Source organism: Chryseobacterium sp. CH25, assembly GCF_004119455.1.
In the GTDB taxonomy this organism is placed as follows: Bacteria; Bacteroidota; Bacteroidia; order Flavobacteriales; family Weeksellaceae; genus Chryseobacterium.
Window position 1 is genome coordinate 44,105 of record NZ_NRQT01000010.1, and the last position, 22,236, is coordinate 66,340.

Genomic DNA, 22,236 nt, shown 5'->3' on the forward strand with positions numbered 1-22,236 from the left:
TCCAAAGCAGGCAGGTACTTTTATTTCCAATTTAAAATTCAAAAATACAATGACAAAAAATTTATTTCTAGTATTGCTTTTTGCAGTACAGACTGCTTTTGCACAGATTATTTCTAAAGATCCAAGTTTTGCTACCAATGGAAAATATCCAATGCCAGGAAACCTTACCTGGTCAATGGCCCAAAATCCTGGTGGTGAAATTTATTTCTCCTATAATACAAGCATCTCTTCTTCTCCTCTTAATGTAACAGGGTCATATGTATCAAAGCTTACACCCAATGGGACTGTAGATACAAATTTTGGAGTAAACGGAACTGTTCAATTACCTAACAACAGTTACCTCAATGAAGTTAAAATTCAATCAGATGGAAAATTGATAGTTTTTGGTTTCACCAATACAGAATCAGTAGCTATATCAAGGATACTTCCAAATGGCCTGCCAGACCTCACTTTTGGAACCAACGGTACTGTAACAGTGCCCTCTTTAGTTCCTGATCAAAACTATACTTCTTATGGAATTATTCTGCAGAATGACAAAATACTTGTTCATGCTATTAAATACATTCAAAATGTTCAGCATCAGCATGTCATTTTCAGACTTAATACTAATGGAAGTTTAGATACCACTTTCGGTAACAATGGTTATACAGCTACAAAAGGAACTCCTCCCGGCAGAACATTTGTACGAATAGACAATCAATCTAATATCATCTGTTTTAACAGTAACAGCGGATTTATTCAAAAATTTAATCTGGATGGGCAACCCATAACGAACTTTGGAAATAATGGTGTATTATCATTTGTGGATGCTAATGGCTATGGTTATGGTGGTACTAATGCCGTATTTGTGGATAGTAACAATAAAATTCTTTTCGCGCTAAGTTCAGATGATAAACTTCATAGACTAAATCAGGATGGAACTTTTGATAACACATTTAATTACAATGTAGATGCAAATTCCGGATTGAATGGAGGCGCATGGATTCAAAGTATTACCGAAAAAGGAGGTTCTTACTATGTTGGAGGTGCAGGCAATTCAATTAATTTAATTTCAAAAATTTCTCAAAGCGGTTTAGTAGATCCTCTTTTTAATGATTATTTACAAACAGATTCTGACGTAGAGGAAATGTTTATTAATACTAATAATATCATGATAAGAGGAAACGGATACATTGTAAAATATCTGCTTTCAAATGGTAGTTTGTCTACAATAGATATGGCAAAAGCGAGTCCTGCTGTTTCTTTTGAAAATCCTGTAAAACAAAACCTGATTTATCAATCTAAAGAAAAAGTGAGCAAAATTGAAATATCTACTGCCGATGGAAAGCTTGTAAGAACCATAAAAAACTCCGGGTCTTCTTTTTCAGACATACCTAAAGGAATCTATTTTGCTAAAGTTACTTTTGAAAACGGAAAAATTATCACTGAAAAACTGATTAAGGAGTAAATATAATCCAGATCATATTTTTTAAAAGTATTTGCTTAATTTTGGCAGATACTTTTTTTATTGAATACTGATTAGAAAGAAAAAGTGTAACACTCTAATACCAGCACCATGAAAGGAATATCCGGAATTCTCTTTTTTCTAGTTACAGGATTATTTTCAGTTCAAAATACCTCAGAAATAAGCCTCTTCAATAAAGATCTTAATCAATTCCTCAACACAAGAGATCTAACCTTATCAAAAGACGGAAATGAAGCTTATTTTACTATACAAAGCCCTAATCAGGAAATATCACAAATTGCCTTCATCAAAAAGAATAAAGGAAGCTGGAATGAGCCACAGTTAGCATCTTTCAATGATTCTTTTTCTTACATGGAACCTTTTCTTTCCTCTGACGGAAAACGCCTCTATTTTGCCTCAGACCGTCCGCTACACCGAGATCAACAGCAAAAGAAAGATTTTGATATTTGGTACGTTGAAAGAAACACCGAGTCTTCAAAATGGTCTGAACCTGTTAACATGGGAAAACCCGTTAACTCGGAACTGAATGAATTTTACCCCAGCCTTTCCCATAACAATAATCTGTACTTTACTATGGAGTCTCCTAATGGAATGGGAAAAGATGATATTTATTTCTGTAAATGGGATGGCAAAGCCTATGCTGCCCCTCAATTACTGAACGAAAATATTAACAGCAGCGGGTATGAATTCAACGCTTATATTTCTCCTAAAGAAAATTTTATCATCTACACGAAATACAATGAAAAAGGAGGCCTGGGAAGTGGAGATCTTTATATTTCAAAAAAATCATCTGACGGAAACTGGCAAAAAGCCGAAAACCTGGGAACAAATATCAATACCAAGTTTATGGAGTATTGCCCTTTCTATGATGAAAAAAATAAAACTTTATATTTTACGAGCCGAAGAACAAATTTACCGCCCAGAAAATTCAATGGAATTTCTGATTTCCAGCAATACATAAATGAAGGCGAAAATGGACTCAGTAAAATTTATAAGATATCTTTTGACTCAAAATAATTACAAATGAACAAGAAACATCATTACAAAACTACGATCCAATGGACAGGAAACAAAGGAACAGGAACCAGCAGTTATAGAAATTACGAAAGAAGTCATACTATTTCAGTTGAAAATAAGACTGCTATTGAAAGTTCATCTGATCCGGCTTTCCGGGGAGATAAAACAAAACATAATCCTGAAGACCTGTTTCTGTCTTCGCTTTCTTCCTGCCACATGCTGTGGTATCTCCATTTCTGTTCTGAGGCAGGTGTTATTGTAACAGAATATATTGATGAAGCTACTGGAATTATGGAAGAAACAGCTAATGGAAGTGGTCATTTCACAGAAGTAACTTTATACCCCACCGTTACAGTTTCTGAAGAATCTATGATAGAAAAAGCAAAAGAACTTCATCACAAAGCCAATGAGTTTTGCTTTATTGCCAATTCTGTTAATTTTACTGTAAAACATTTCCCCACTGTGTTAGTTAAATAAAAAAAATAAATCTAAAACAACATCCTAAAACGCCTGTATTATTAGACAATCAACGACAATAACTCTAAATAACGCAGTCAAAATTCAACAAAAAGAGATTTATTTAACAAATAATCAACAAAAATAACATTTTATTACAATAATATTCATATAAAATTAAAATTATTTGTCAATTTTATTCATAATGTTAAGTTTTTTTCATATTTTTATATAAATAAAACCAACCATGATGAAACCAAGATTAACCATTTTCGATGAACCTATGTTATACACTGAAGGGTTATCAAAATTATTAATGCAGAGTAAAATTTTTAACTCTATCAATATCTGCAATTCTTTAGAAAATCTCTCCAACCAACTAAGAGATGAACCCCCTGAAATGCTCGTTATGAGTTCTAATATACTCATGCTTACAGAGATATGTAAATCTGTGGAAGGTATCATCACAGAGCATCATCAGATCAAAATTATTATCCTAGGTAACTGTTATGACGTCATTGACATCAGAAAGCTTTTCAATAAAGGAATCAAAAGCTATCTGGATAAAAACTGCAGATACGATGAATTTATAAAAGCCATCAATGCATTACTGTTGAACGAAATTTATATTTGTGATAACGCTAAAGAAAGAATGATCAGCTTCATCAGTAATGAACAGGAAAAACGAAATTTTCACATCAGAGAACCTCTTACCCGTCGTGAAATGGAAATTTTAAAACTGATTTGTGACGGATTCAGCAGCAAAGATATATGTGAAAAACTCTTTATAAGCATCAATACGGTAGAAACACACAGAAAAAAAATTCTTTTGAAACTCAACGTAAAAAATACAGCGGGAGTCGTAAAATATGCTATTGAAAATCATATTGTAGACTGATTGGCCACCAAACAATTAACCTAGAAAATCCAGACCTTACGGTCTGGATTTTTCTTTGCCTGATCCCAAATTCCTGTTAATAAAAAGTTCGGCAAATAACTGATTATTAATATAGAACATTAAAAGTCAATAGTGAATATTCAATTCGCTTCACACGTCAATTTTTGTATACCATGAAAAATTTCCTATTCACTTGTGAAGCAAAATTCACTATTGACTTTTCTTTATTTTAAAGTACAGTCTCTCTTCTCCTACTCATAGTCCGGCATTTCGCCATTACTGAAAAGTGCGGATCGTGAAAGATCTGTCATACTGCTGTTCAGATCTATGACCATTACATTTCGCTGTGAAATATTATCATTAGAAGTATTCATAAAGATCACCTGAGCATTATTAGGCGAGAATCTTGGATCCAGATCATTGGTACCCATAGCTTTTTCGCTCTCAGAAGAAATATCAGTTACAGCATTATTTGCCAGGTTATAAATGAAGATATGAGAATCCAACTGACGGTAATTTCCACTTCCATCCTGATAGTCTGATATATCTCGGGTAAACAGAAGAAGCTGTCCGTCTACGGAGAAATTTAAACCTCCACTGGCTCCTACGGATCCGGACAATACTGTTTTAAGAACATTTCCCATCATATCTATGATATAAATATTTGTATTATATCCGTTATAGTCATTGGTTTTCAATGCGATTTTACTTCCGTCATAACTCCAGTCACATTCCGAAATCAAACTTCCGTCCGGAGTGGTATATACCAGAGTAAGGCCACTTCCATCTTTATTGATCCTATACAGCTTGTTGAAATTTGAATAGATAATTTCCTTACCGTTCGTACTCCAGGCAAAATCCATTTCATAGTTGTTAAATCCGGCTACAGCTACTGTTGTTACTTTAAAAGGATTAGAACCATCAGGATTTGCAGTGTAAATATGGGTACTACCTCCTTCTGTTCGGAGAAAAGCAATGAGGCCTGCATTATTATTTTTCCTTGGCCGCCAGCTGTTATAGGATGAGTCTGTGAACTGAAAGCTGTTACCCAGTTCATCACTGGACATGATGACAAAGTTACCATTCAGTTTTCTCGTATAGTGATATCTGTTGGCAGGAACCGTATTGGTAGTGAACTTACCGGTCTGGCTTAAAACTGGCTGGTGAATGTCGTCCGAAACAGACACCTGCCAGAAGTAACTTACACCAAACTTTAGATTTGAAAGTGTATAATGATTTACTTTCAAATCATTAACCTGTATCACATTAGTGTCAAGATTATTTTTAATTGTTAAACTATATTTTAATACGTCTGCTGTATCCGGATCTGTTGCACTCCAGGTAAGCTCAACACTTAATGGCTGGTTAACGGCATTATCTATAGGGCTCAGAAGCTGCGGTGTGGTAGGCGGAGAATTCAGTGAAGTATCATCATCCATTTCAAATACCACTGTTACCAATTGATTTTGATTCTGCATATTAACAGACTGAAAACTGGTAATGTATCCTGAAAGTTCTGCTTTTACAGAATAGTTACCTATCGGCATAGCCGCAATTTCAAAAGAACCGTCAGTACCACTGAAAACGGTTTGTGTTGTAGGGTTAGTGAAGATTTTCACATTAGCCAGGGGCACATTACTGCCTCTTTTTACTACTTTTCCTTTTAATATTCCTGTCTGAGCCTGTTCTACAAGGTCTTCATTACATGAAAACAGACAAAAAATTAGAATGAATATGCTGAGTGTTTTGATTAAAGTTTTCATAATTCGTGTTTTTATTTGTTTCCAAAGTAAAAGTTGATTCCTAATCCAAAGCGTAAAGCCTGATCTTTTCTTTTTCCGTTAACAAGCCCTTCCCAATCGTCTTTAAAACCAAGATCATATTGCGCAGAAGCTCTCACTGAAAAATTACGGTTAATCATATATTCAAGTCCGCCCCCAACCTGTGCTTTGTATTGAGGTTTATACTTAGAGTAGAATGCACCTACTCCACCATAAACGTATGGGCTGAATCTGTATTTCGGAAAAAGAAGATATTCCAGATTAACTTCAGGACCGAAGTAATTTCTTTTTACAATATTTTCATTTTCAAGGGTAAAATAGTTTCCACTTAGCTCAACATTAAGGTTAGGAGTGAGAAAATATTTAATTCCCACTTTCCCACCTATATTCATTTTAGGGTTTACATAGTCATCTTTCACCTTCTGAGCCTCTACATTTGCAAATACGGAAACTTTCTGTCTGTAATTGTCAGGATATCTGTTTCCTATTGCTCTTCCGGTATTATTTTCCTGTTCATTATTATATTCCTTGATTAATGCCTGATAACCTGCTGTATCATCTATAGATTTCCCCCATATTTTATCCTGAATTCCTTCAACAATAAGGGATTTCACAGCTTTTTCGATGGCTTCGGTTACCGCTAACTGAACGGGTTCGTTTTGGGTAAGGCCCACTTCAGCTTCCAGTAGTCTTTCTGTATCGATATATCTGAAAAAACTACCGTTTACACTGGTTGAAAGAATGGTTTTGGATGTATATACCGTTTTAAGGATTTCTCCGTTAAGAGTGGAAACGGCTCGAAGATAAATGGTAATTCTGTCCTGACGATACTGTGTAGATGCCCCAATTCCAAAGTAACGGGCGCCAAGACCGCCTGTAAGGATGTTACTGTCGTAGGAAATTACTCCTCCTTCCAGAAGAATTCCGGCATATAGAAGCGGAGGAAGTGATTGTGCGTTTTTATCAGCATCTTTTATATATTCCTGACGTGTGGAACGGATAATCTGTCTTTCGTTGAGCAGGTTAGCTATATTTTCCCTTTCAATAGGAATGAACCAACGGCTGTCTTCAAGAGCTTTGATAAGGATGGTAGTGGTTCCCTGTGGCACCGCAGTGCTCCAGTTGTTACCATTTTCAGAAGGTTTATACTGACCGGTCTGGTCTCTGAATTTATAGACTCCTACCACTATTTTCTCTTTAGGTAGAGGAAGTTTTTTCAGTTCTGCCGTGGAAGCAGTTACCTCTCCCATCGTTGGCTTTTCGGGATCCGAAGGTAAGCCGAATATTGAACTACAAGCCTGTAAGACACATAGCAGAAAACTACAGAAAAAGATTCTGGTGTAAGTGTAAGTTCTCATGATAAGTTTGGTTTTAAGTTTCTATATTATTTTGGAATTACGATCTCGGACTGATCGCCTGTACCGGTATCCAAAATATTAATTAAAAGTCCCTGATTGGTATTGGTAACCTGAAGGTAAAGTGATCCAAAAAGATAATTACCCGGTTGTATATTTCCATCGCCAAACTGGTCTTCAAACAGTTTTCTTGAAAGTTCACTGAGGATTTGTCTATTTAAACTCTGAGTGAAACTATCAAGAGAATTCATACGGTCAAGCAGATCAGTATAATCATTTTTTTCATCAAATGGATTCTGTGCATTGGCTGAGCTTAAAAGCCACTGGTAGTTAAAAGTGTCTCCACCAAATGCAGGGTTAATCGGCTTGTAAACGAGTTGCTGAGATTTCCCTTGGAAAATACCCGCAATAAAAATCAAAATAATAATTAACGTTTTCATAGCGGACGTTTTTAATAGATAAATTCATTTTTTATAAGGTTTTTCTTTGCTGCAAATTCCTTGATATATTTTAAACTGGCAGCTAATTGTTCTTTTAAATAATCTTCTCCCGGATTGGTCAGAAAACTGTAGATAATTTTATCATCCATCTGAATATTGATCTGGCCGCTTGTTCCGCGAAGAGGAAGTTCAGAAATAGTGACTGCACTGCTGCTTTTGTCCGGAAGCTGACTATACTGGATATAAAACATATCATAAAAGTCTTTTCCAACTTTGGTTTTAGTTTCATCAATGGTAAGCCCTTTGAGTTCATAAACAGCATCATCCTCTGCCTTGGCTGTATTCTTTTTAAAAAGGTTACTATTGAGTTCAAGACTGTCTTTTGCTACCAAAGCTTTGGATTCTTCATCTCTGATATAAAGGAAAGCTTTCAAAGCATCTTTTGGTTCCAGGTTTACACTGATTTCTGATAATACCTTTACCTGGTTGGGATTTACAGAAAACTTACCGTTTTGCTGGTTGTTGGAAAGATTTCCCCCATTTCCTTTTTTTATAGATATTAAAAGATAGTTCAGTTCTTTATAGACGGCTGTATTATTAATCACTACAGCCTTTATTCTGATCTGATTTTCCAGTGTAGTGCTCTCTATTCTTGCTGTTACTTTTTTATCCTCCTGCCCATAAGTCATGATAGACAGGAAGACAAAAAAAGTATTCAAACTCAGGATAGATAAAGGTTTCATCATTTGTGATTTAATAATTTCTCATGAAAATAGTTCTGTTATCTCCCTTTACATTGATCTGAATGCCATCTGAAATACTGTTGCTTCCCGTAACATCAATGATATTATTACTTCCTTGCGTAATAATAGCAGCCTTGGTTTCCTTATCTGTGAATGAATTGATAAAATAAAGAGCGTTATAGTCTCCAAGTTGCTTTACAGTAATAATAGTTTTGTTATTAAGAGAAAGTTCTGCATTATTATAGTCACCCATCTGAATAATATTAGAGTAACCGGCATTCATCTCCATATTCTGTCTGGTAATAAGATTTAAGATTGTATTACTGTTGACCTTATCCCAGTCAATTTCCTGAGCCTGCAGTGGCAATACCATACAAAGTGCTAAAACACTCCATCTCAAATTAAACATGGCATTGATATTTAAATTAAAAACTAGACTAAGCGAATGAAAAAAATATCCCTTTAGAATTTTGATTTTAAATCCTCATTTCCGGATAACATTTACCTTTTAGAAGAAAAGGAGAAACCAACAATCTTTAGCTTCTCCTTTCAATTTTAAAGATTACAGTAGTAAAAAGGGATTAGTTTGATTGGTTGATAACCATAGAGTTTCCATTACCTATCTGAGTACCTAGGTGGAAATGGGCGTCACCTACCTGAGTTACCCAGCTGAAGTTACCATTACCCAACTGAAGATCAATTGCAGTGTTAGAATCTCCTAATTGAACTTGATATAATTGGTTGGCACTACCTACCTGTAATCCTACAGCGGTATTATCATCACCAATCTGAGCAGCAGCTGCAATATTACTGCTACCTACCTGAGTATGGTTAGCAACGTTATCATTACCTGCCTGATATTGGATAAGCATATTGTTTGCACCAATCTGAAGACCATCAGCTTCATTTCGTCTACCTATCTGAACCTGATAAGCCATGTTACCACTACCTACCTGAACAGCAGAAGCATCGTTTCTTCTTCCATCCTGATATTGGAATACACCGTTACCTACCCCAATCTGTACTGAAGAAGCTTCATTTCTTCTTCCAAGTTGAATTTGTTGAGTTGAATTGAAAAGACCAAGCTGCCAGGTTGAAGCATCATTTCTATTACCTGTCTGGCTCACATTATTTGAGTTTCCGATACCGATTTGATCTACATCTATCGAGTTTCTGTTTCCATTACTCACGGCAGTATTCATATTGATGATACCTACCTGATCAATATCTGCAGTATTACGGTTCCCATTCTGTGTTAGAGAATTCATGTTCAGAAGACCTGTCTGGTCTACAGTTGCTACGTTCAGGTTTCCAATTTGGGTTGTCACATCAATATTAGCTTGTGCGAAACCGAAACTCATGGCGATTAGTGTAAACACACCTGTAAGTAAATTTTTCATCTTAGTAAAAATTAATTGGTTAATAGTAAGACAAAGGTATACGCTATAGGCAAGTGAGAAACCACCATCAAAGTGTAAATTATAAAAGTCACCATTTTTGGTTTCAAAGCTCACCATTTTTGGTATTTTCAGCATCACGGATTTCAGTTACGTAGAAATACAGTATACCGAATATGAATGATGAATGGTCAATTCGCTTCGCCAGTCAATTTTTATAAGGAACAAGTATTCACCATTCACTTGCGAAGCAAAATTGACTATTGACGGCTCCCATTGGTTAATTAATGTTAAGGCCTTTATTTCTTCAGGAATATATTGTTAAATTTGAGCTATGGAAAATTTTGGAAAAGATTTATTAAGGAAAATAAAAAGTGTAGAGCTTCCCGGTGAACCCGCCCATGGAGTATTCTCACCTCCCTACCGTCCCGTTTTTACCTATGATGAAGTACTTGCAAAAAATCCCAAATTTGCAGCAGTAAATATCGTATTGTATCTGAAGGATAACGAATGGTATTTTCCTCTGATCCAAAGAACCATCAATGAGCACGACAGACACAGTGGGCAGATCTCATTGCCTGGCGGAAAGCGTGAAGAGATGGATCGCGATTTTGCTGAGACTGCAGTTCGTGAGACCTCCGAAGAAATTGGGATTGATAAGCATTATATAAGAATTATCAGAGAAATGTCTCCTATCTACATACCGCCAAGTAATTTTTACGTATATCCTTATATTTCGTATACTAAAAAGAACCCGCTCTTCGTTCTTCAGCAGACTGAAGCTGTGGAGACTATTGAGTTTCCAATCACTTCTTTTTTAAATCTGTCGGATACCCCTGAAATTATGGCACTTCCAAGTGCCGGCGGAAGTGAAGTTCCTGTCATCAATTTCAACGGATATATTATCTGGGGTGCTACAGCAATGATATTAAGTGAATTCAGCCAGTTGCTGAAAAAAATGTAACTTTGCACTACCGTGTTTAATTGAAAAATGGCGAAAAAAAATATTTTCACCGATGCATTCGGAACACCTTATTTTTTAAAAAGGTTTATTATTTTTATTTTAGGAGTTGTATCCTACAGAAGGTTCAACGGCTTTAATAAGTTAAAAATTACCGGAACAGAGCACCTTGTAGATCTGCCGGACTCCAATGTATTGTTTGTATCTAACCATCAAACTTATTTTGCAGATGTAGCTGCAATGTACCATGCTTTCTGTGCCGTAAATAATGGATATTTAAATACAATTAAAAATCCTATCTATCTGTTGAATCCAAAGATTGATTTTTACTATGTAGCAGCAGAAGAGACCATGAATAAAGGTATTCTTCCTAAAATCTTCAAAATTGCAGGGGCTGTAACCGTAAAAAGAACCTGGAGAGCAGAAGGAAAAAATGTCAACAGAATGGTAGACATGACTGAGGTAGACAATATCATGAAAGCACTGGACAATGGCTGGGTAGCCACCTTCCCTCAAGGAACCACATCTGCCTTTGCCCAGGGACGAAGAGGTACTGCCAAATTGGTTAAAAACCAGCGCCCAATTGTAATCCCGATCAAAATTAACGGATTCAGAAGGGCTTTTGATAAAAAAGGACTCCGTGTAAAGGTAACCGGTGTAAAACCTACCATGGAATTTAAGGCTCCTCTGGATATTGATTATGATAATGAAAAAGCACCGGAAATTTTATTGAAGATTATGACTGCCATTGAGCAGACAGAAGACTTCAATGTATTACACAATTATGATGAAGAACTTAAAGCTAAAAAATTAGAACAAAAGGACTCAAATAATTAAAATATGAACAGAATAATCGGAATTTTATTCGCCCTCATAGTATTAGTTTCGTGCAACAGCCAAAAAGTATATTCGGATTTCGATATCAGTTATTCGAAAAGTGGTGGCTTTGCTCCTGTATATGAAAATTTGCTGATTAAAGGAAATAATGTACATTACTCTTTTGAAGGCCAGGGAAAAAAATACAAACAGGACTTTAAAATTTCAAATGAAGATCTGAAGAAACTGGATCAGGTTCTTTCTCAGAATAATTTCAGAAGAATACAGGAAGATCGCAAGAAATTATACGATAATATTTCTACTTCGATTAATATCAAAAAAGGTCCTAACGAAGGCAGTAAATCGGATGCAAGTATGATTATTCCCAATTATCAGACGAACTGGAATAATATTCTTGATGCTTTCCAGCAGATCATTAATACTAATGTTAAAAAACAGTAAATACAATTGAAAACCCACTTCATTGCTATTGGCGGAAGCGCCATGCACAATCTTGCCATCGCATTAAAAGATAAAGGATATCAGGTTACCGGTTCAGATGATGCTATTTTTGAGCCATCAAAATCCAGATTGGAGAAAAAGGGAATATTGCCTCAGGAAATGGGTTGGTTCCCGGAAAAAATCACATCGGATATTGATGCTGTGATCCTTGGAATGCATGCTCACCAGGATAATCCTGAGCTGGCAAAAGCAAAAGAACTGGGGTTAAAAATATATTCTTACCCGGAATTTCTTTACGAGCAGTCTAAAAATAAAACAAGAGTGGTTATTGCCGGATCGCACGGGAAAACAACCATTACTTCTATGATCCTTCACGTTCTGAATTTCCATCAGAAAGATGTGGACTTCATGGTGGGAGCCCAATTGGAAGGTTTCGACTGTATGGTGAAACTTACTCAGGATAACGATTTTATGGTACTGGAAGGTGACGAATATCTTTCTTCTCCTATTGATCTTCGTTCCAAATTTTTATTATATCAACCGAATATTGCTTTAATGAGCGGAATTGCTTGGGATCACATCAATGTTTTCAAGACATTTGATGATTATATTGAACAATTCAGAAAATTTGTAGCAAGCATTACTCCCGGCGGTGTTTTAGTGTACAATGAAGAAGATCCGGAAGTAGTAAAAGTAGTGGAAAATGCTGAAAATTACTTCAGAAAAATCCCTTATAAAACTCCTGAATATGAAATCAATAACGGGAAAGTGTATTTAAAAACCGAAATGGGAGATGTTCCACTTTCTGTTTTTGGAGCCCACAACCTGCTGAATATGGAAGGAGCAAGACATATCTGCCAGCAGCTGGGAATTATGGATGAAGACTTCTATGAAGCTATCATGAGCTTTAAAGGAGCTTCCAAACGTCTGGAAAAGGTAGAAAGAGATGATAAAGGGACATTGTATAAAGACTTTGCCCATGCACCAAGCAAGGTGAAGGCTGCTGTAAAAGCATTTAAGGAGCAGTTTAAAAATGAAAAGAAATATGGTTTCCTTGAACTGCATACTTATTCCAGCTTAAATCCTGCCTTTTTAGAGCAGTATGACCACGCTATGGACGGATTGGATGAGGCTATCGTTTTCTATTCTGAAGATGCTTTAAAAATCAAAAGAATGGAGCCTATCTCTCCAGAGTTCATTAAAGAAAAATTTAAAAATGGAAATCTAAGGGTTTTCACCAATGCTGAAGATCTTCACGCGTACTGGAATACATTAGATAAAACAGATGGTGTTTATCTGATGATGAGTTCCGGAAACTTTGGCGGACTGGATTTAACAAAATAAATAAAAAGCTTCAGATTATATTTCTGAAGCTTTTTTATTAGATGTTATTTCTATCTGTTATGTGTTATTAATTATTCAATTTTCTGTTGTGGGTAAGCTCAATACTTTTGATAGATCCTACCGGAGCAATTTTTATTGTATTATTTCCTTTTACCAGATAAATATAATACATACTGTTTGATCCTATTAAGTATATCTGCTCAGGATTTTCATCACCGCTATTTAATGTATAGTCATATTTAAGACTCTTCTCTTTTATCTTTTTTGTTAATCCCATTCCTTCTCCCCATCCTATTCCTACAAAGAAAGACAATAACATCATGGCTGTAAATCTTACAAACATATTGGTAAAATGATTCTCAACAGCCTCCTTGCTCATATTTTCATGATCTTTAAGAGCTGCCATTTTCTGCGCCCATTTCTTATTTTGATTACTCTGTTTTGATAAAAAAGAGGGAAAGGCAAATGAGAATACAATGATGACAATAAGAGCAATTAATATAACCGGATGCGACGTTAAAGTAGCAATAGGACTTATAAGAATGTCCATAATTGTGGAGTATTTTAGAATATTAATGCCTATCTGATAGTAGAAGACACTTTCTTTTAATATCCCCATTACGACAAGAAACAGATAGCCGAACGGAAGTGATCTCTGAATTCCTTCTGAAAATTTCATTTTTTCTATAGTTTAGTTTTTATATAGAATCATAAAAGATATTCCTGAAAGAAATTCAATAAAAGAAGCTTTCCGGTACATCAGAATGATACTGAGTTACGAAAATATAAAATTACAGTCAAATGGAAAACATACTGATCTATCTTTCACATTCCTTAATCAGATTTTTCAAAATTTCTTCTGTAGAGTATTCACTATACTGATGAATAGACTGACCTACCCAGATCCCTACAAAATCTGTATTCTGCTTAAGTTTTGCCGCTTTACGTAAAGCATTGGTCAGTTTATTCTGATAAGGATAAGGTAAAATATATTCAGAATCTTCAACGGCTTCAATATATTTATTTCTAACTCCTCTTGCATATCTTCCTGAAAAGCTTTTCGTCAATATAATCTCATCCTCTCTTACTTTTTTAAGTCTTTCTTTTTCAAAAGGCTCTAAAGCACTTTCCTGAGAGGCCAATAAAAGGTTCCCCACCTGAAATCCCTGTGCTCCCAACTCTTTTACAGCCTGTAAAGTTTTGCGATTATAAATTCCGCCTGCATAGATCAAAGGAACCCTCACATGGTCATATACCTGGGATAATAAAGATAACCCGCCAATCTGTAGAACATCGTCCGGATCAAAAGTTCCCCTGTGACCACCTGCCTCTGTTCCTTGTACACAAATGATATCAATTCCTGATTTTTCCAAGATCAGCGCTTCATTTACAGATGTACAGGTACCAATAAGTGTTACTCCGTTTTCTTTCAGTTTCTGAATACTTTGATCGTCAAGATTTCCAAAAGTAAAGCTTAAGATTTTACAGTTTTCTTCTATAACTGCATCTACCAACTCATGGTAGGATCTCACTTTAAGATCTTCCAGATCAGGAAGGCTTACATCAATGCCATTATCCTTCGCCAGCTGTTCTAAAAATAGTCTGGTTGTAACAAATTTATTTTTTAAAGGATCTGTTATTTCAGGAATGTGATGTACAAAAATATTAGCAACAAAAGACCTGTCCGTTAGTTTTCTTGTATTTCTGATTAATTCAATAGATTCATCGGCTGAAAGATCAGCTAATGCCAAAGATCCCAGACATTCTGCACGAGCTGCTGCTGCAACCATCTGTACGGTACTCACTCCAAACATCGGAGCCTGAATAACAGGATATTTAACCCCTAGTTTTTTACTGATTGTTTCCGGCCAAAGCATAAAAAAATATTTAAATAAAAAGGTACAAAAAATAAGAATACCTCACTTTCAGCAGAGTATGACATTCCTCACACCCAGAGCAGAAAATAAAAATCCCACAGATTTCACAGATCACGCAGATTTTTGATCTGTGAAATTTGTGAAATCTGCGGGAAATATAATTTTAATTAAGCTTAAATATCTGCTACAGACTTAAGCATTTTCTGTTCCCATTCCGGATCTTTCGGATCAAAGAATAGTCTATTCCCTGTATCTAAAGAACGAACAGTGTTCATTTCGTCTTCCGTGAGTTCAAAATCAAATACATTAAAGTTTTCTTCAATTCTTGATGGAGTTACAGATTTTGGAATCACTACAAAACCTTCCTGTAAATGCCATCTTAAAATTACCTGAGCTACTGTTTTACCATATTTATCTGCAATTGCCTTCAGATCAGCATTGTTTAAAAGGTTTACATTTCCGTTTCCAAGCGGGCTCCAGGGCTGTGTTACAATATTATTATCTCTATCATACACCTGCAACTCTTTTTGTTGGAATACAGGATGCAGCTCAATCTGGTTGATAACCGGGAGAATTGTTGAATTTGCTTTTAACTCTTCAAGCTTTTCGATTGTGAAGTTGCAGACCCCAATGGCTTTAATTTTACCTTCCTGATACAGTTCTTCCAAAGCCTTCCATGTTCCGATAAAATCGCCATACGGCCAGTGGATAAGATACATATCCAAATAATCCATCTGCAATCTGTTCAATGTTCTCTGAAATGCACTTTTTGCTTTTTCATATCCATGATCCTGAACCCAGACTTTAGAGGTGATAAATAATTCATCTCTGTCTACTCCACTATTTTTTACCGCTGCCCCTACAGCTGTTTCATTTTGATAAATAGCCGCTGTATCAATCATTCTGTATCCAGTTTGGATAGCTTTGACAACAGCATTTTCGCATTCTTTAAGGTCTTCCATCTGCCATACTCCAAAGCCTAAAGCAGGAATATCTACGCCATTATTTAAAGTCACTACAGGTTGTCCTGTATAGGTTTTCTTTTGCATAAATCTTTATTTTAATGATTAATATAAAGTGATTAAACAAATTTGCAATAAAAAAACGGAACTCTGACTTACCAATTTTACTGTTTTTTGTTAAAAAATGTTATTTAGTCTGTGTTTACGGTTATGTTGGAATAACGCTAAGGCGCTAAGAATTTTTCCTTTGAATATGTTATAAGGCGCAAGGATTTTATCTTCGATAAAATTGTATACCGCTTATTTAAGGCCACGAATGCACGGATAAAAATGATTCGTGATTAATTTTACGTATATGATCTATGTACCTATGTAGTTTTATTTTTCTTACCACATAGATATATAGGCTTTTGGTAGTATATAAACTATTTATTCGTGCATTCGTGGCAAAATATCAGTAGCTTCACATTGCTGAAAATCTTCGATTTTCTTGCGCCGTAAAAACAGTATAATTTCCTTATACTCTTTGCGCCCTTGCGCTTTCCAACAAAAAAATCACAGATCTCTCCTATTAGCTTCCAATCTCTATTTTCCCTACTTTTGTATAAATGTCCCAACAAACCTGGTTGGTTATACAATTATTTACATGAGTTTAAAGATTGAACAGTATACTTTTAATACAATTGAAAAGGATTCAGAAATCCCTTACGAACTATTATTACTGGCAGATGAAACCACTGAAGCCATCAATCAGTATATTTTCAAATGTGATATTTATCTGCTGCATGACGGTACCGAAAACATTGCCGTTATGGCTTTATATAAAAATAGTGATACTGAACTGGAAATCAAAAACATTGCAGTGATTGAAAGCTATAGAAGTAAAGGAATCGGCAGCATTTTAATAAATAAAGCCAAAGAAATTGCCCATAACAACCATTATAAGGTCCTAAGTGTTGGAACTTCAGATACAGGTTTTCAGCAGATCAGATTTTATGAGAAAAACGGTTTCATAAAAACAGGAATACGTAAAGATTTCTTTATTGAAAATTACCCATCCCCGATTTATGAAAACGGTTTACAGATGCGGGATATGGTTTTACTTACCCATCACCTTACGGAATAGTCCTTTAATATGCTCTATTTCTGTTTGATAATTGGTGTTTTTTCTGCATCCGAAATATAGGGTGTTTTCCAACTTTTTCTTTCCTTCCCAGATCAGCTTAACTTCTCCGCTTTCGATTTCATTTTTACATAAGAAATCCGGAACAACTGCTAGTCCGGTTCCTCCTTTCAGACAACGGATAATTGAGTTTAAATTGGGAACAATATAATTCGGACGGAAATTCGGTTTGTGACCAAAATTCAAAGTCCAATACTGAAAAAGATGTTCCATATCTCCGGTGGTTCCGTACCATTTTTCATTTTTCAGCCACGCTTCAATCTGTTCTGCATCTTTTGTTTTCAAAACCTTTTTGAAAGCTTCCGTATCTACATCTTTTCCACCCACCAGAATAATTTGCTCCGAAGAAAATGCTTCATGTTCTATATTAGGCGAAGATCCTTTTTGGGAGTAATAATAAGATCCAGAATACCTTTATCAAGCTGATCCAGCATTTCAGGATATTCCCCAAAGCTGATAATCAGATTAAAAGGTAATGAAGAAACATATTGCTCTAATGTGGTCTGAAAAGTTTCAAAACACATTCCCACACTAATGGTCGGTGTATGTTTTTCAGTAGATTTCTGAAAATTCTTCTCTACATCTTCCAATTTAGTAAGCGGTTCTGCTACGGCATTGAATAATACTTTTCCTCTCTCTGTAGGAATCATTTTTCTACCGGTTCTGTCGAATAATTTATATCCAACATAAGCTTCCAGTGAGCTTAAATGTAAACTCACTCCGGGCTGTGAAATGAATAAGGCATCAGCTGCACCTGTCAATGTCCCGGTTTTATAGATCGCCTTAAACGTACGATACCATTCTAAATTGACCATGACTTATTTATTAATATTCTGATACAAAATTACAAAATAATTATAATACTAATTCATTTTTCAATAAAGTCAGGAAGCCTGAAGCTGGAAGAGGGAAGTTAATCAGCCTTATATAGTAATTGTAACCTTGTTTATTGATTTTTTAAATTATTTAATCAAATAACAACTATAAATAATTTGCCCGGTACTTCTTCCAGCTTCCTTCCTTTTATCTTTTTTCAGGTTATTTTACTACCTGAAGTATTGTGTTTTGAAATTTTTCCGCTTCATCTTTATGAATCTGATGTCCTGAATTTTCAAATAAAAACAGATCCTTTTTAGGTGCTTTTACTTTTTTGAAATAATCGGTGGTAATTCTCGTAGAAGTTTGAACATCGTTTTTACCGACAAAGAAGTAAATAGGACAATCCACTTTTTTTAAAGTCTTAGGAAGATCAATATTCATTACTTCATTCCAGGCTGGTGACCAGGTTTTTGACCATTGAAGGAATCCTTTTTTGAAATCTTCTCCAGTCACATATTGTTTTCCGTCTTTATAAAAAAGCCACTTTCTTAAATAAAACAGATCTTCATCTACTTTGAACGGAATATGTACGCTTGCTAATTCTTTAGAAGCAATAGGATCTGCCTTGAAATGATCTTTTAAAATCTGAAGCAATTCTTTCTCACTTTCTAACTGGCTTACAACAGGGTTTACTGCAAAATAAGCATGTAAAAGTTCTGGGTGATTTCTAACAATATAGAATCCTAAAGCATTTCCCCACGAGCTTCCCAACAAATATACCTTTTCCTGTTTTAATTCTTTTCTCAGGAAATTGATAACCTGATAAGTATCTTTTCCCATCAACTCCACTGAGGGCTGAACTGGAGAAGGATTTAGCTCCAAGGTTTTTCCTGCATCTCTCTGATCCCACTGAACAATAGTAAATTTACTTTTTAAAAGCTTTGTAAAAGAATCAGCATTTTTTCTCATAGAGCTTCCAGGGCCTCCTGATAAAAAGAGCAGTATGGGTTTCCCGGAATCATCTGTTTTAATGTCTATGGCTTGTTTTATTCCCCCAATTTCCGGAATAAGCAGGGTATCTATTTTCCCCTTGTGTAATTGTGCCATACAAAATACGGATACTAATAAAAGAATAAAAAGACTTGACTTTTTCATGATTTCTAGATTTTAATTTGATACAAATATCTTCCAGAGAATCTTCAAAAATGTCCGAATAAAAACATTCGAACTGATTTTAATAAAAAAATGAGTTCGAATACCTACAAATCAAAGTTCGAATAAAAACAAAATACTAAAAATCAAACAATTACAATTAAAAACCAGCTCTAATTAGTACAACCAAAACAATTTAATATAATTCAATACTTTCAAGATATCGGTTTAATATGGATGATATATTTACGAAAAATTAAAGCATTGATACTTTTTCATTTCTTAAAAAAGCAGCATAGTAATCCGGAATCTCACTTTCTTCGATCTGGCGGGCAGTTTCTTCAAGTGGATAGCCCAGCTGTACAATTTCAGGAATGATCTTTTCATCATCTAAGGTAAGTACAAGATAAGATGCCAATCGGTTTTCTTCTTTGGAACGGCCTACAGAACCGCAATTAACAACCCACTTATTATTTTCAAACTGCTTTGTAAACGACAAGTGAGTATGCCCCATCACAATCAGATCAGCATTTGAACGCTCCAGCATTTTCATAAAAACCTCATCATTTTCGGATTCATATAAATAAGTATCATTACTTTCCAAACTGGAATGTACCAACTGGATATTCCAATGTTTGTTTCCTATTTTATAGTTTAACTTCAAATAAAAAGGAAGCTCGGAAAGAAACTTTTTGTTCTCTTCTGTAATATGTTTTTTAGAATGATCAATCGCAGTGAACCTTGCTTTCGTTTCTTCTTCAGAATGTTTAGATAAAGGAATAACAGGCAGATCAAAAGCAATTCTTTCATCATGATTTCCTAACAGGCAGGGAATATTCAAATTTTTTATCTTTTCTATCACTTCATTTCCCCAAGGAGCAAAGTCTACAAGATCTCCCAGACAGAACATCTGGTGAATTCCTCTCTTCTCAATATCCTTCAACACTACTTCCAATGCCGGAAGGTTCCCATGCACATCACTGAAAATCGCTATCTGTATCATTTCCTATCAATTTGTTAATCAAATTTACACGACAAAAAGGAATTTTCAGATCATATTCAGCATGACATTTTACCATAAAAAGAAAATTATTGATCGTGAATTTTTACTTCGTAAAGTCAATTGTCAATTTGCCTTGGCAGTGAATTATTGCTGGCCACAAAAATTGACAGGCGAAACGAATTCACCATTGATCATTCATACAAATCAAATTATAATTATTCTGATACATCACTATAATTTATATTATTTTTATTATACAATAGTCCATGGTAACTTTGCAGAGTAAAATTTAAACAATCATAAAAAAATGAAAAAAATACTCATCATTAACGGAGGACAGAATTTCGGACATTCTGGAGGAAAATATAATCAAACCATCGCAGAAAATACAATAGCCGCTCTTAAAGAATTTGATCATGTAGAAATAAAAATCACCAATGTAAGTGAACATTATGACAAACATGAAGAAGTAGAAAAATTCGTTTGGGCAGATTACATCATTTACCACACTCCGATCTGGTGGTTCCAGCTTCCAAACGGATTGAAAAAATATATCGATGAAGTGTTCACTGCTGGTCACGCAAAAGGTATTTATATGAGTGATGGAAGAAATGCAGCAAATCCTGAGATCAATTACGGAACCGGAGGAATGCTTGGCGGAAGAAAATATATGCTGACAACGAGTTGGAATGCCCCAGCAACTGCTTTTACGCTTCCCGGAGAATTCTTTGATGAGAAAAGTGTAGACGAAGGTCCTTTATTTGGCTTCCACAGAATGAACGCTTTCGTATCACTGGAAAAAATGGAAAGCTTCCACTTCCATGATGTAGAAAAGAATGCTAATGTAGAGCGTGATATGAAGCTTTACAGAGACCATGTGAAAAACGTATTTGAAAAAGAATTAAAACCGGAATTGGTATCATGAAAAAAGTACTGATCACAGGTATTACCGGCTATATAGGCGGAACGATCGCAAAAAAACTCCTTGACAGGAATTATGAAGTTACAGGACTGGTTCGTAATGAAGCCCATGTGCACGAACTGGAATCATTGGGAATCAAAACTATCGTAGGAAATATCCACAATGAAGATCTTATAAAAGCAGCTGTTTCTGATGTTGACGCTGTTATTCATAATGCTGATTCCGCAGATGACGCCTATGCTGTAGATAATTTTATCAAAGCACTGGAAGGAAGTCATAAAACGTTTATATTCACTTCAGGTTCTGCGATTTTTGGTGGAAAGGAGAATGGTAAAAAAAGTGACTTTATCTTCAGAGAAGATTTCCCTTTGCAGCCAAGACTTGAAATGGCATCAAGAGTGATGATCAACAACTATGTTCTGCAATCTGTAAACAAAGACATAAGAAGTATCGTTATTGTTCCCACAATGGTTTATGGAGAAGGTTTAGGAATAAAAAAAGACAGCATCCAAATCCCTGCCCTTGTTAATTTTTCTCAGAAAAAAGGATATGGAGTTTATTTCGGTGAAGGTGAAAACATCTGGTCTAACTTACATATTGAAGACCTGGCCAACCTGTATGTACTTGCATTGGAAAAAGCAAAAGGTGGATCTGTTTACTATGCCGAAAATGGTTATTCTTCCCTAAAAAACATTGCAGAAATCATCAGCAGAAAATATAATCTGGAACCTGCTCAATCTTTAAGCATACAGGATGCTGTTGACAATTTTGGCCCTACAGGCGGTTATTTTGGATTTGCCTCCAATAGCAGATGCAGCGCAGAGAAAGCCAGAACAGAACTGGATTGGAACCCTATCTATAACTCAATTGAAAATTTTATTTAATAATGAAAATTCATCTTACAGCGATTATAAAAACAAAAAAAGAACATCAGGCAGAAGTACTGGAAGTTCTTCAGAATATGGTAAAAGAGACAAGAAAAGAAGAAGCGTGCGAATTATATAATCTTCACCAGGGAATTGAAGACAAAAACCATTTTGTATTCTATGAAATCTGGAAAAGTGAAGAAGGATTGGCACAACACAATGAGCAGCCTTATATTAAAGCCTTTGGAGCTTTGATTGATGAAAAACTTCAGGAAGCTCCTCAGATTTATATCACGAATCTCCTTTAAGAATGAAAA

The 22,236-nt window shown here is 35.3% G+C and carries 23 protein-coding genes and 1 pseudogene; 12 read left to right on the forward strand and 12 right to left on the reverse strand.

The window, feature by feature from the left end; genetic code table 11:
• Nucleotides 1-49 precede the first annotated feature (49 nt).
• From BOQ64_RS18940 to BOQ64_RS18955, 4 genes are all read left to right on the forward strand, one after another.
• Entirely contained in the window at nt 50-1,447 is a 1,398-nt protein-coding gene (locus BOQ64_RS18940) for a T9SS type A sorting domain-containing protein (RefSeq protein ID WP_129059054.1), read from the forward strand.
• A 108-nt stretch (nt 1,448-1,555) separates the two neighbouring features.
• Nucleotides 1,556-2,482, forward strand: a complete 927-nt coding sequence (locus tag BOQ64_RS18945) for a TolB family protein (protein WP_129059053.1) — start codon at nt 1,556-1,558, stop codon at nt 2,480-2,482.
• Between the two features lie 6 nt (nt 2,483-2,488).
• Entirely contained in the window at nt 2,489-2,959 is a 471-nt protein-coding gene (locus BOQ64_RS18950) for an OsmC family protein (RefSeq protein WP_129059052.1), read from the forward strand.
• A 226-nt stretch (nt 2,960-3,185) separates the two neighbouring features.
• On the forward strand, nt 3,186-3,836 hold the full coding sequence (locus BOQ64_RS18955) for a response regulator transcription factor (protein WP_228448479.1): 651 nt from the start codon (nt 3,186-3,188) through the stop codon (nt 3,834-3,836).
• Between the two features lie 251 nt (nt 3,837-4,087).
• Here BOQ64_RS18955 and BOQ64_RS18960 read toward each other — a convergent pair whose 3' ends face one another.
• The 6 genes from BOQ64_RS18960 to BOQ64_RS18985 all read right to left on the reverse strand — a co-directional run bounded on the left by BOQ64_RS18960 (nt 4,088) and on the right by BOQ64_RS18985 (nt 9,672).
• Nucleotides 4,088-5,599 carry a carboxypeptidase-like regulatory domain-containing protein gene (locus BOQ64_RS18960; RefSeq protein ID WP_129059051.1) on the reverse strand — a complete coding sequence of 504 codons (1,512 nt, stop codon included), beginning with the start codon at nt 5,597-5,599 and terminating at the stop codon, nt 4,088-4,090.
• Nucleotides 5,600-5,610: 11 nt separating this feature from the next.
• Entirely contained in the window at nt 5,611-6,975 is a 1,365-nt protein-coding gene (locus BOQ64_RS18965) for a CsgG/HfaB family protein (protein ID WP_129059050.1), read from the reverse strand.
• Between the two features lie 26 nt (nt 6,976-7,001).
• Nucleotides 7,002-7,412, reverse strand: a complete 411-nt coding sequence (locus BOQ64_RS18970; protein WP_129059049.1) for a curli production assembly/transport component CsgF — start codon at nt 7,410-7,412, stop codon at nt 7,002-7,004.
• 11 nt (nt 7,413-7,423) lie between these two features.
• Nucleotides 7,424-8,158 (reverse strand): curli production assembly/transport protein CsgE, encoded by a 735-nt coding sequence (locus BOQ64_RS18975; protein ID WP_228448480.1) that lies wholly within the window; start codon nt 8,156-8,158, stop codon nt 7,424-7,426.
• Between the two features lie 7 nt (nt 8,159-8,165).
• A complete protein-coding gene (locus BOQ64_RS18980; protein WP_129059048.1) occupies nt 8,166-8,564 on the reverse strand; it encodes a hypothetical protein in 399 nt (132 codons plus the stop codon).
• A gap of 172 nt (nt 8,565-8,736) precedes the next feature.
• Entirely contained in the window at nt 8,737-9,672 is a 936-nt protein-coding gene (locus tag BOQ64_RS18985; protein WP_228448481.1) for a hypothetical protein, read from the reverse strand.
• 214 nt (nt 9,673-9,886) lie between these two features.
• Between BOQ64_RS18985 and BOQ64_RS18990 the strand changes: the two genes are divergently transcribed.
• Genes BOQ64_RS18990 through BOQ64_RS19005 form a run of 4 tightly spaced genes read left to right on the forward strand, consistent with a single transcriptional unit; the run spans nt 9,887 to nt 13,135 of the window.
• Nucleotides 9,887-10,516 carry an NUDIX hydrolase gene (locus BOQ64_RS18990; RefSeq protein WP_129059047.1) on the forward strand — a complete coding sequence of 210 codons (630 nt, stop codon included), beginning with the start codon at nt 9,887-9,889 and terminating at the stop codon, nt 10,514-10,516.
• Nucleotides 10,517-10,543: 27 nt separating this feature from the next.
• The gene (locus BOQ64_RS18995; RefSeq protein ID WP_048503148.1) at nt 10,544-11,350 is read left to right on the forward strand and encodes a lysophospholipid acyltransferase family protein; all 807 of its coding nucleotides are present in this window, start codon (nt 10,544-10,546) and stop codon (nt 11,348-11,350) included.
• A gap of 3 nt (nt 11,351-11,353) precedes the next feature.
• Complete coding sequence (locus tag BOQ64_RS19000) at nt 11,354-11,791, forward strand: hypothetical protein (RefSeq protein WP_129059046.1); 438 nt, start codon at nt 11,354-11,356, stop codon at nt 11,789-11,791.
• 6 nt (nt 11,792-11,797) lie between these two features.
• The gene (locus BOQ64_RS19005) at nt 11,798-13,135 is read left to right on the forward strand and encodes a UDP-N-acetylmuramate--L-alanine ligase (protein WP_129059045.1); all 1,338 of its coding nucleotides are present in this window, start codon (nt 11,798-11,800) and stop codon (nt 13,133-13,135) included.
• Between the two features lie 67 nt (nt 13,136-13,202).
• Here BOQ64_RS19005 and BOQ64_RS19010 read toward each other — a convergent pair whose 3' ends face one another.
• The 3 genes from BOQ64_RS19010 to BOQ64_RS19020 form a co-directional block, all read right to left on the reverse strand.
• Entirely contained in the window at nt 13,203-13,814 is a 612-nt protein-coding gene (locus BOQ64_RS19010; protein ID WP_129059044.1) for a hypothetical protein, read from the reverse strand.
• 139 nt (nt 13,815-13,953) lie between these two features.
• The gene (locus tag BOQ64_RS19015; protein WP_129059043.1) at nt 13,954-15,012 is read right to left on the reverse strand and encodes an NAD(P)H-dependent flavin oxidoreductase; all 1,059 of its coding nucleotides are present in this window, start codon (nt 15,010-15,012) and stop codon (nt 13,954-13,956) included.
• Between the two features lie 173 nt (nt 15,013-15,185).
• Nucleotides 15,186-16,061, reverse strand: coding sequence for an aldo/keto reductase (locus BOQ64_RS19020; RefSeq protein ID WP_129059042.1), 876 nt, complete (start codon nt 16,059-16,061; stop codon nt 15,186-15,188).
• Between the two features lie 559 nt (nt 16,062-16,620).
• Here BOQ64_RS19020 and BOQ64_RS19025 point away from each other — a divergent pair.
• On the forward strand, nt 16,621-17,100 hold the full coding sequence (locus BOQ64_RS19025; protein ID WP_129059041.1) for a GNAT family N-acetyltransferase: 480 nt from the start codon (nt 16,621-16,623) through the stop codon (nt 17,098-17,100).
• On the opposite strand, the pseudogene BOQ64_RS19030 reads toward BOQ64_RS19025, so the two are convergent.
• The 3 genes and pseudogenes from BOQ64_RS19030 to BOQ64_RS19040 form a co-directional block, all read right to left on the reverse strand.
• Nucleotides 17,074-17,972, reverse strand: a pseudogene (locus BOQ64_RS19030) (LysR family transcriptional regulator). The gene BOQ64_RS19025 and the pseudogene BOQ64_RS19030 overlap by 27 nt on opposite strands.
• Before the next feature lie 223 nt (nt 17,973-18,195).
• A complete protein-coding gene (locus BOQ64_RS19035) occupies nt 18,196-19,131 on the reverse strand; it encodes an alpha/beta fold hydrolase (RefSeq protein ID WP_129059040.1) in 936 nt (311 codons plus the stop codon).
• Between the two features lie 253 nt (nt 19,132-19,384).
• Nucleotides 19,385-20,131: a metallophosphoesterase family protein gene (locus tag BOQ64_RS19040; protein ID WP_129059039.1), complete on the reverse strand. Its 747-nt coding sequence runs from the start codon at nt 20,129-20,131 to the stop codon at nt 19,385-19,387.
• A gap of 307 nt (nt 20,132-20,438) precedes the next feature.
• Here BOQ64_RS19040 and BOQ64_RS19045 point away from each other — a divergent pair, with 307 nt between their 5' ends.
• Genes BOQ64_RS19045 through BOQ64_RS19055 form a run of 3 tightly spaced genes read left to right on the forward strand, consistent with a single transcriptional unit; the run spans nt 20,439 to nt 22,227 of the window.
• The gene (locus BOQ64_RS19045) at nt 20,439-21,056 is read left to right on the forward strand and encodes an NAD(P)H-dependent oxidoreductase (RefSeq protein WP_129059038.1); all 618 of its coding nucleotides are present in this window, start codon (nt 20,439-20,441) and stop codon (nt 21,054-21,056) included.
• On the forward strand, nt 21,053-21,937 hold the full coding sequence (locus tag BOQ64_RS19050; RefSeq protein WP_129059037.1) for an NAD-dependent epimerase/dehydratase family protein: 885 nt from the start codon (nt 21,053-21,055) through the stop codon (nt 21,935-21,937). The genes BOQ64_RS19045 and BOQ64_RS19050 overlap by 4 nt, the downstream gene beginning before the upstream one ends.
• Before the next feature lie 2 nt (nt 21,938-21,939).
• A complete protein-coding gene (locus BOQ64_RS19055) occupies nt 21,940-22,227 on the forward strand; it encodes a putative quinol monooxygenase (RefSeq protein ID WP_129059036.1) in 288 nt (95 codons plus the stop codon).
• Nucleotides 22,228-22,236 lie beyond the last annotated feature (9 nt).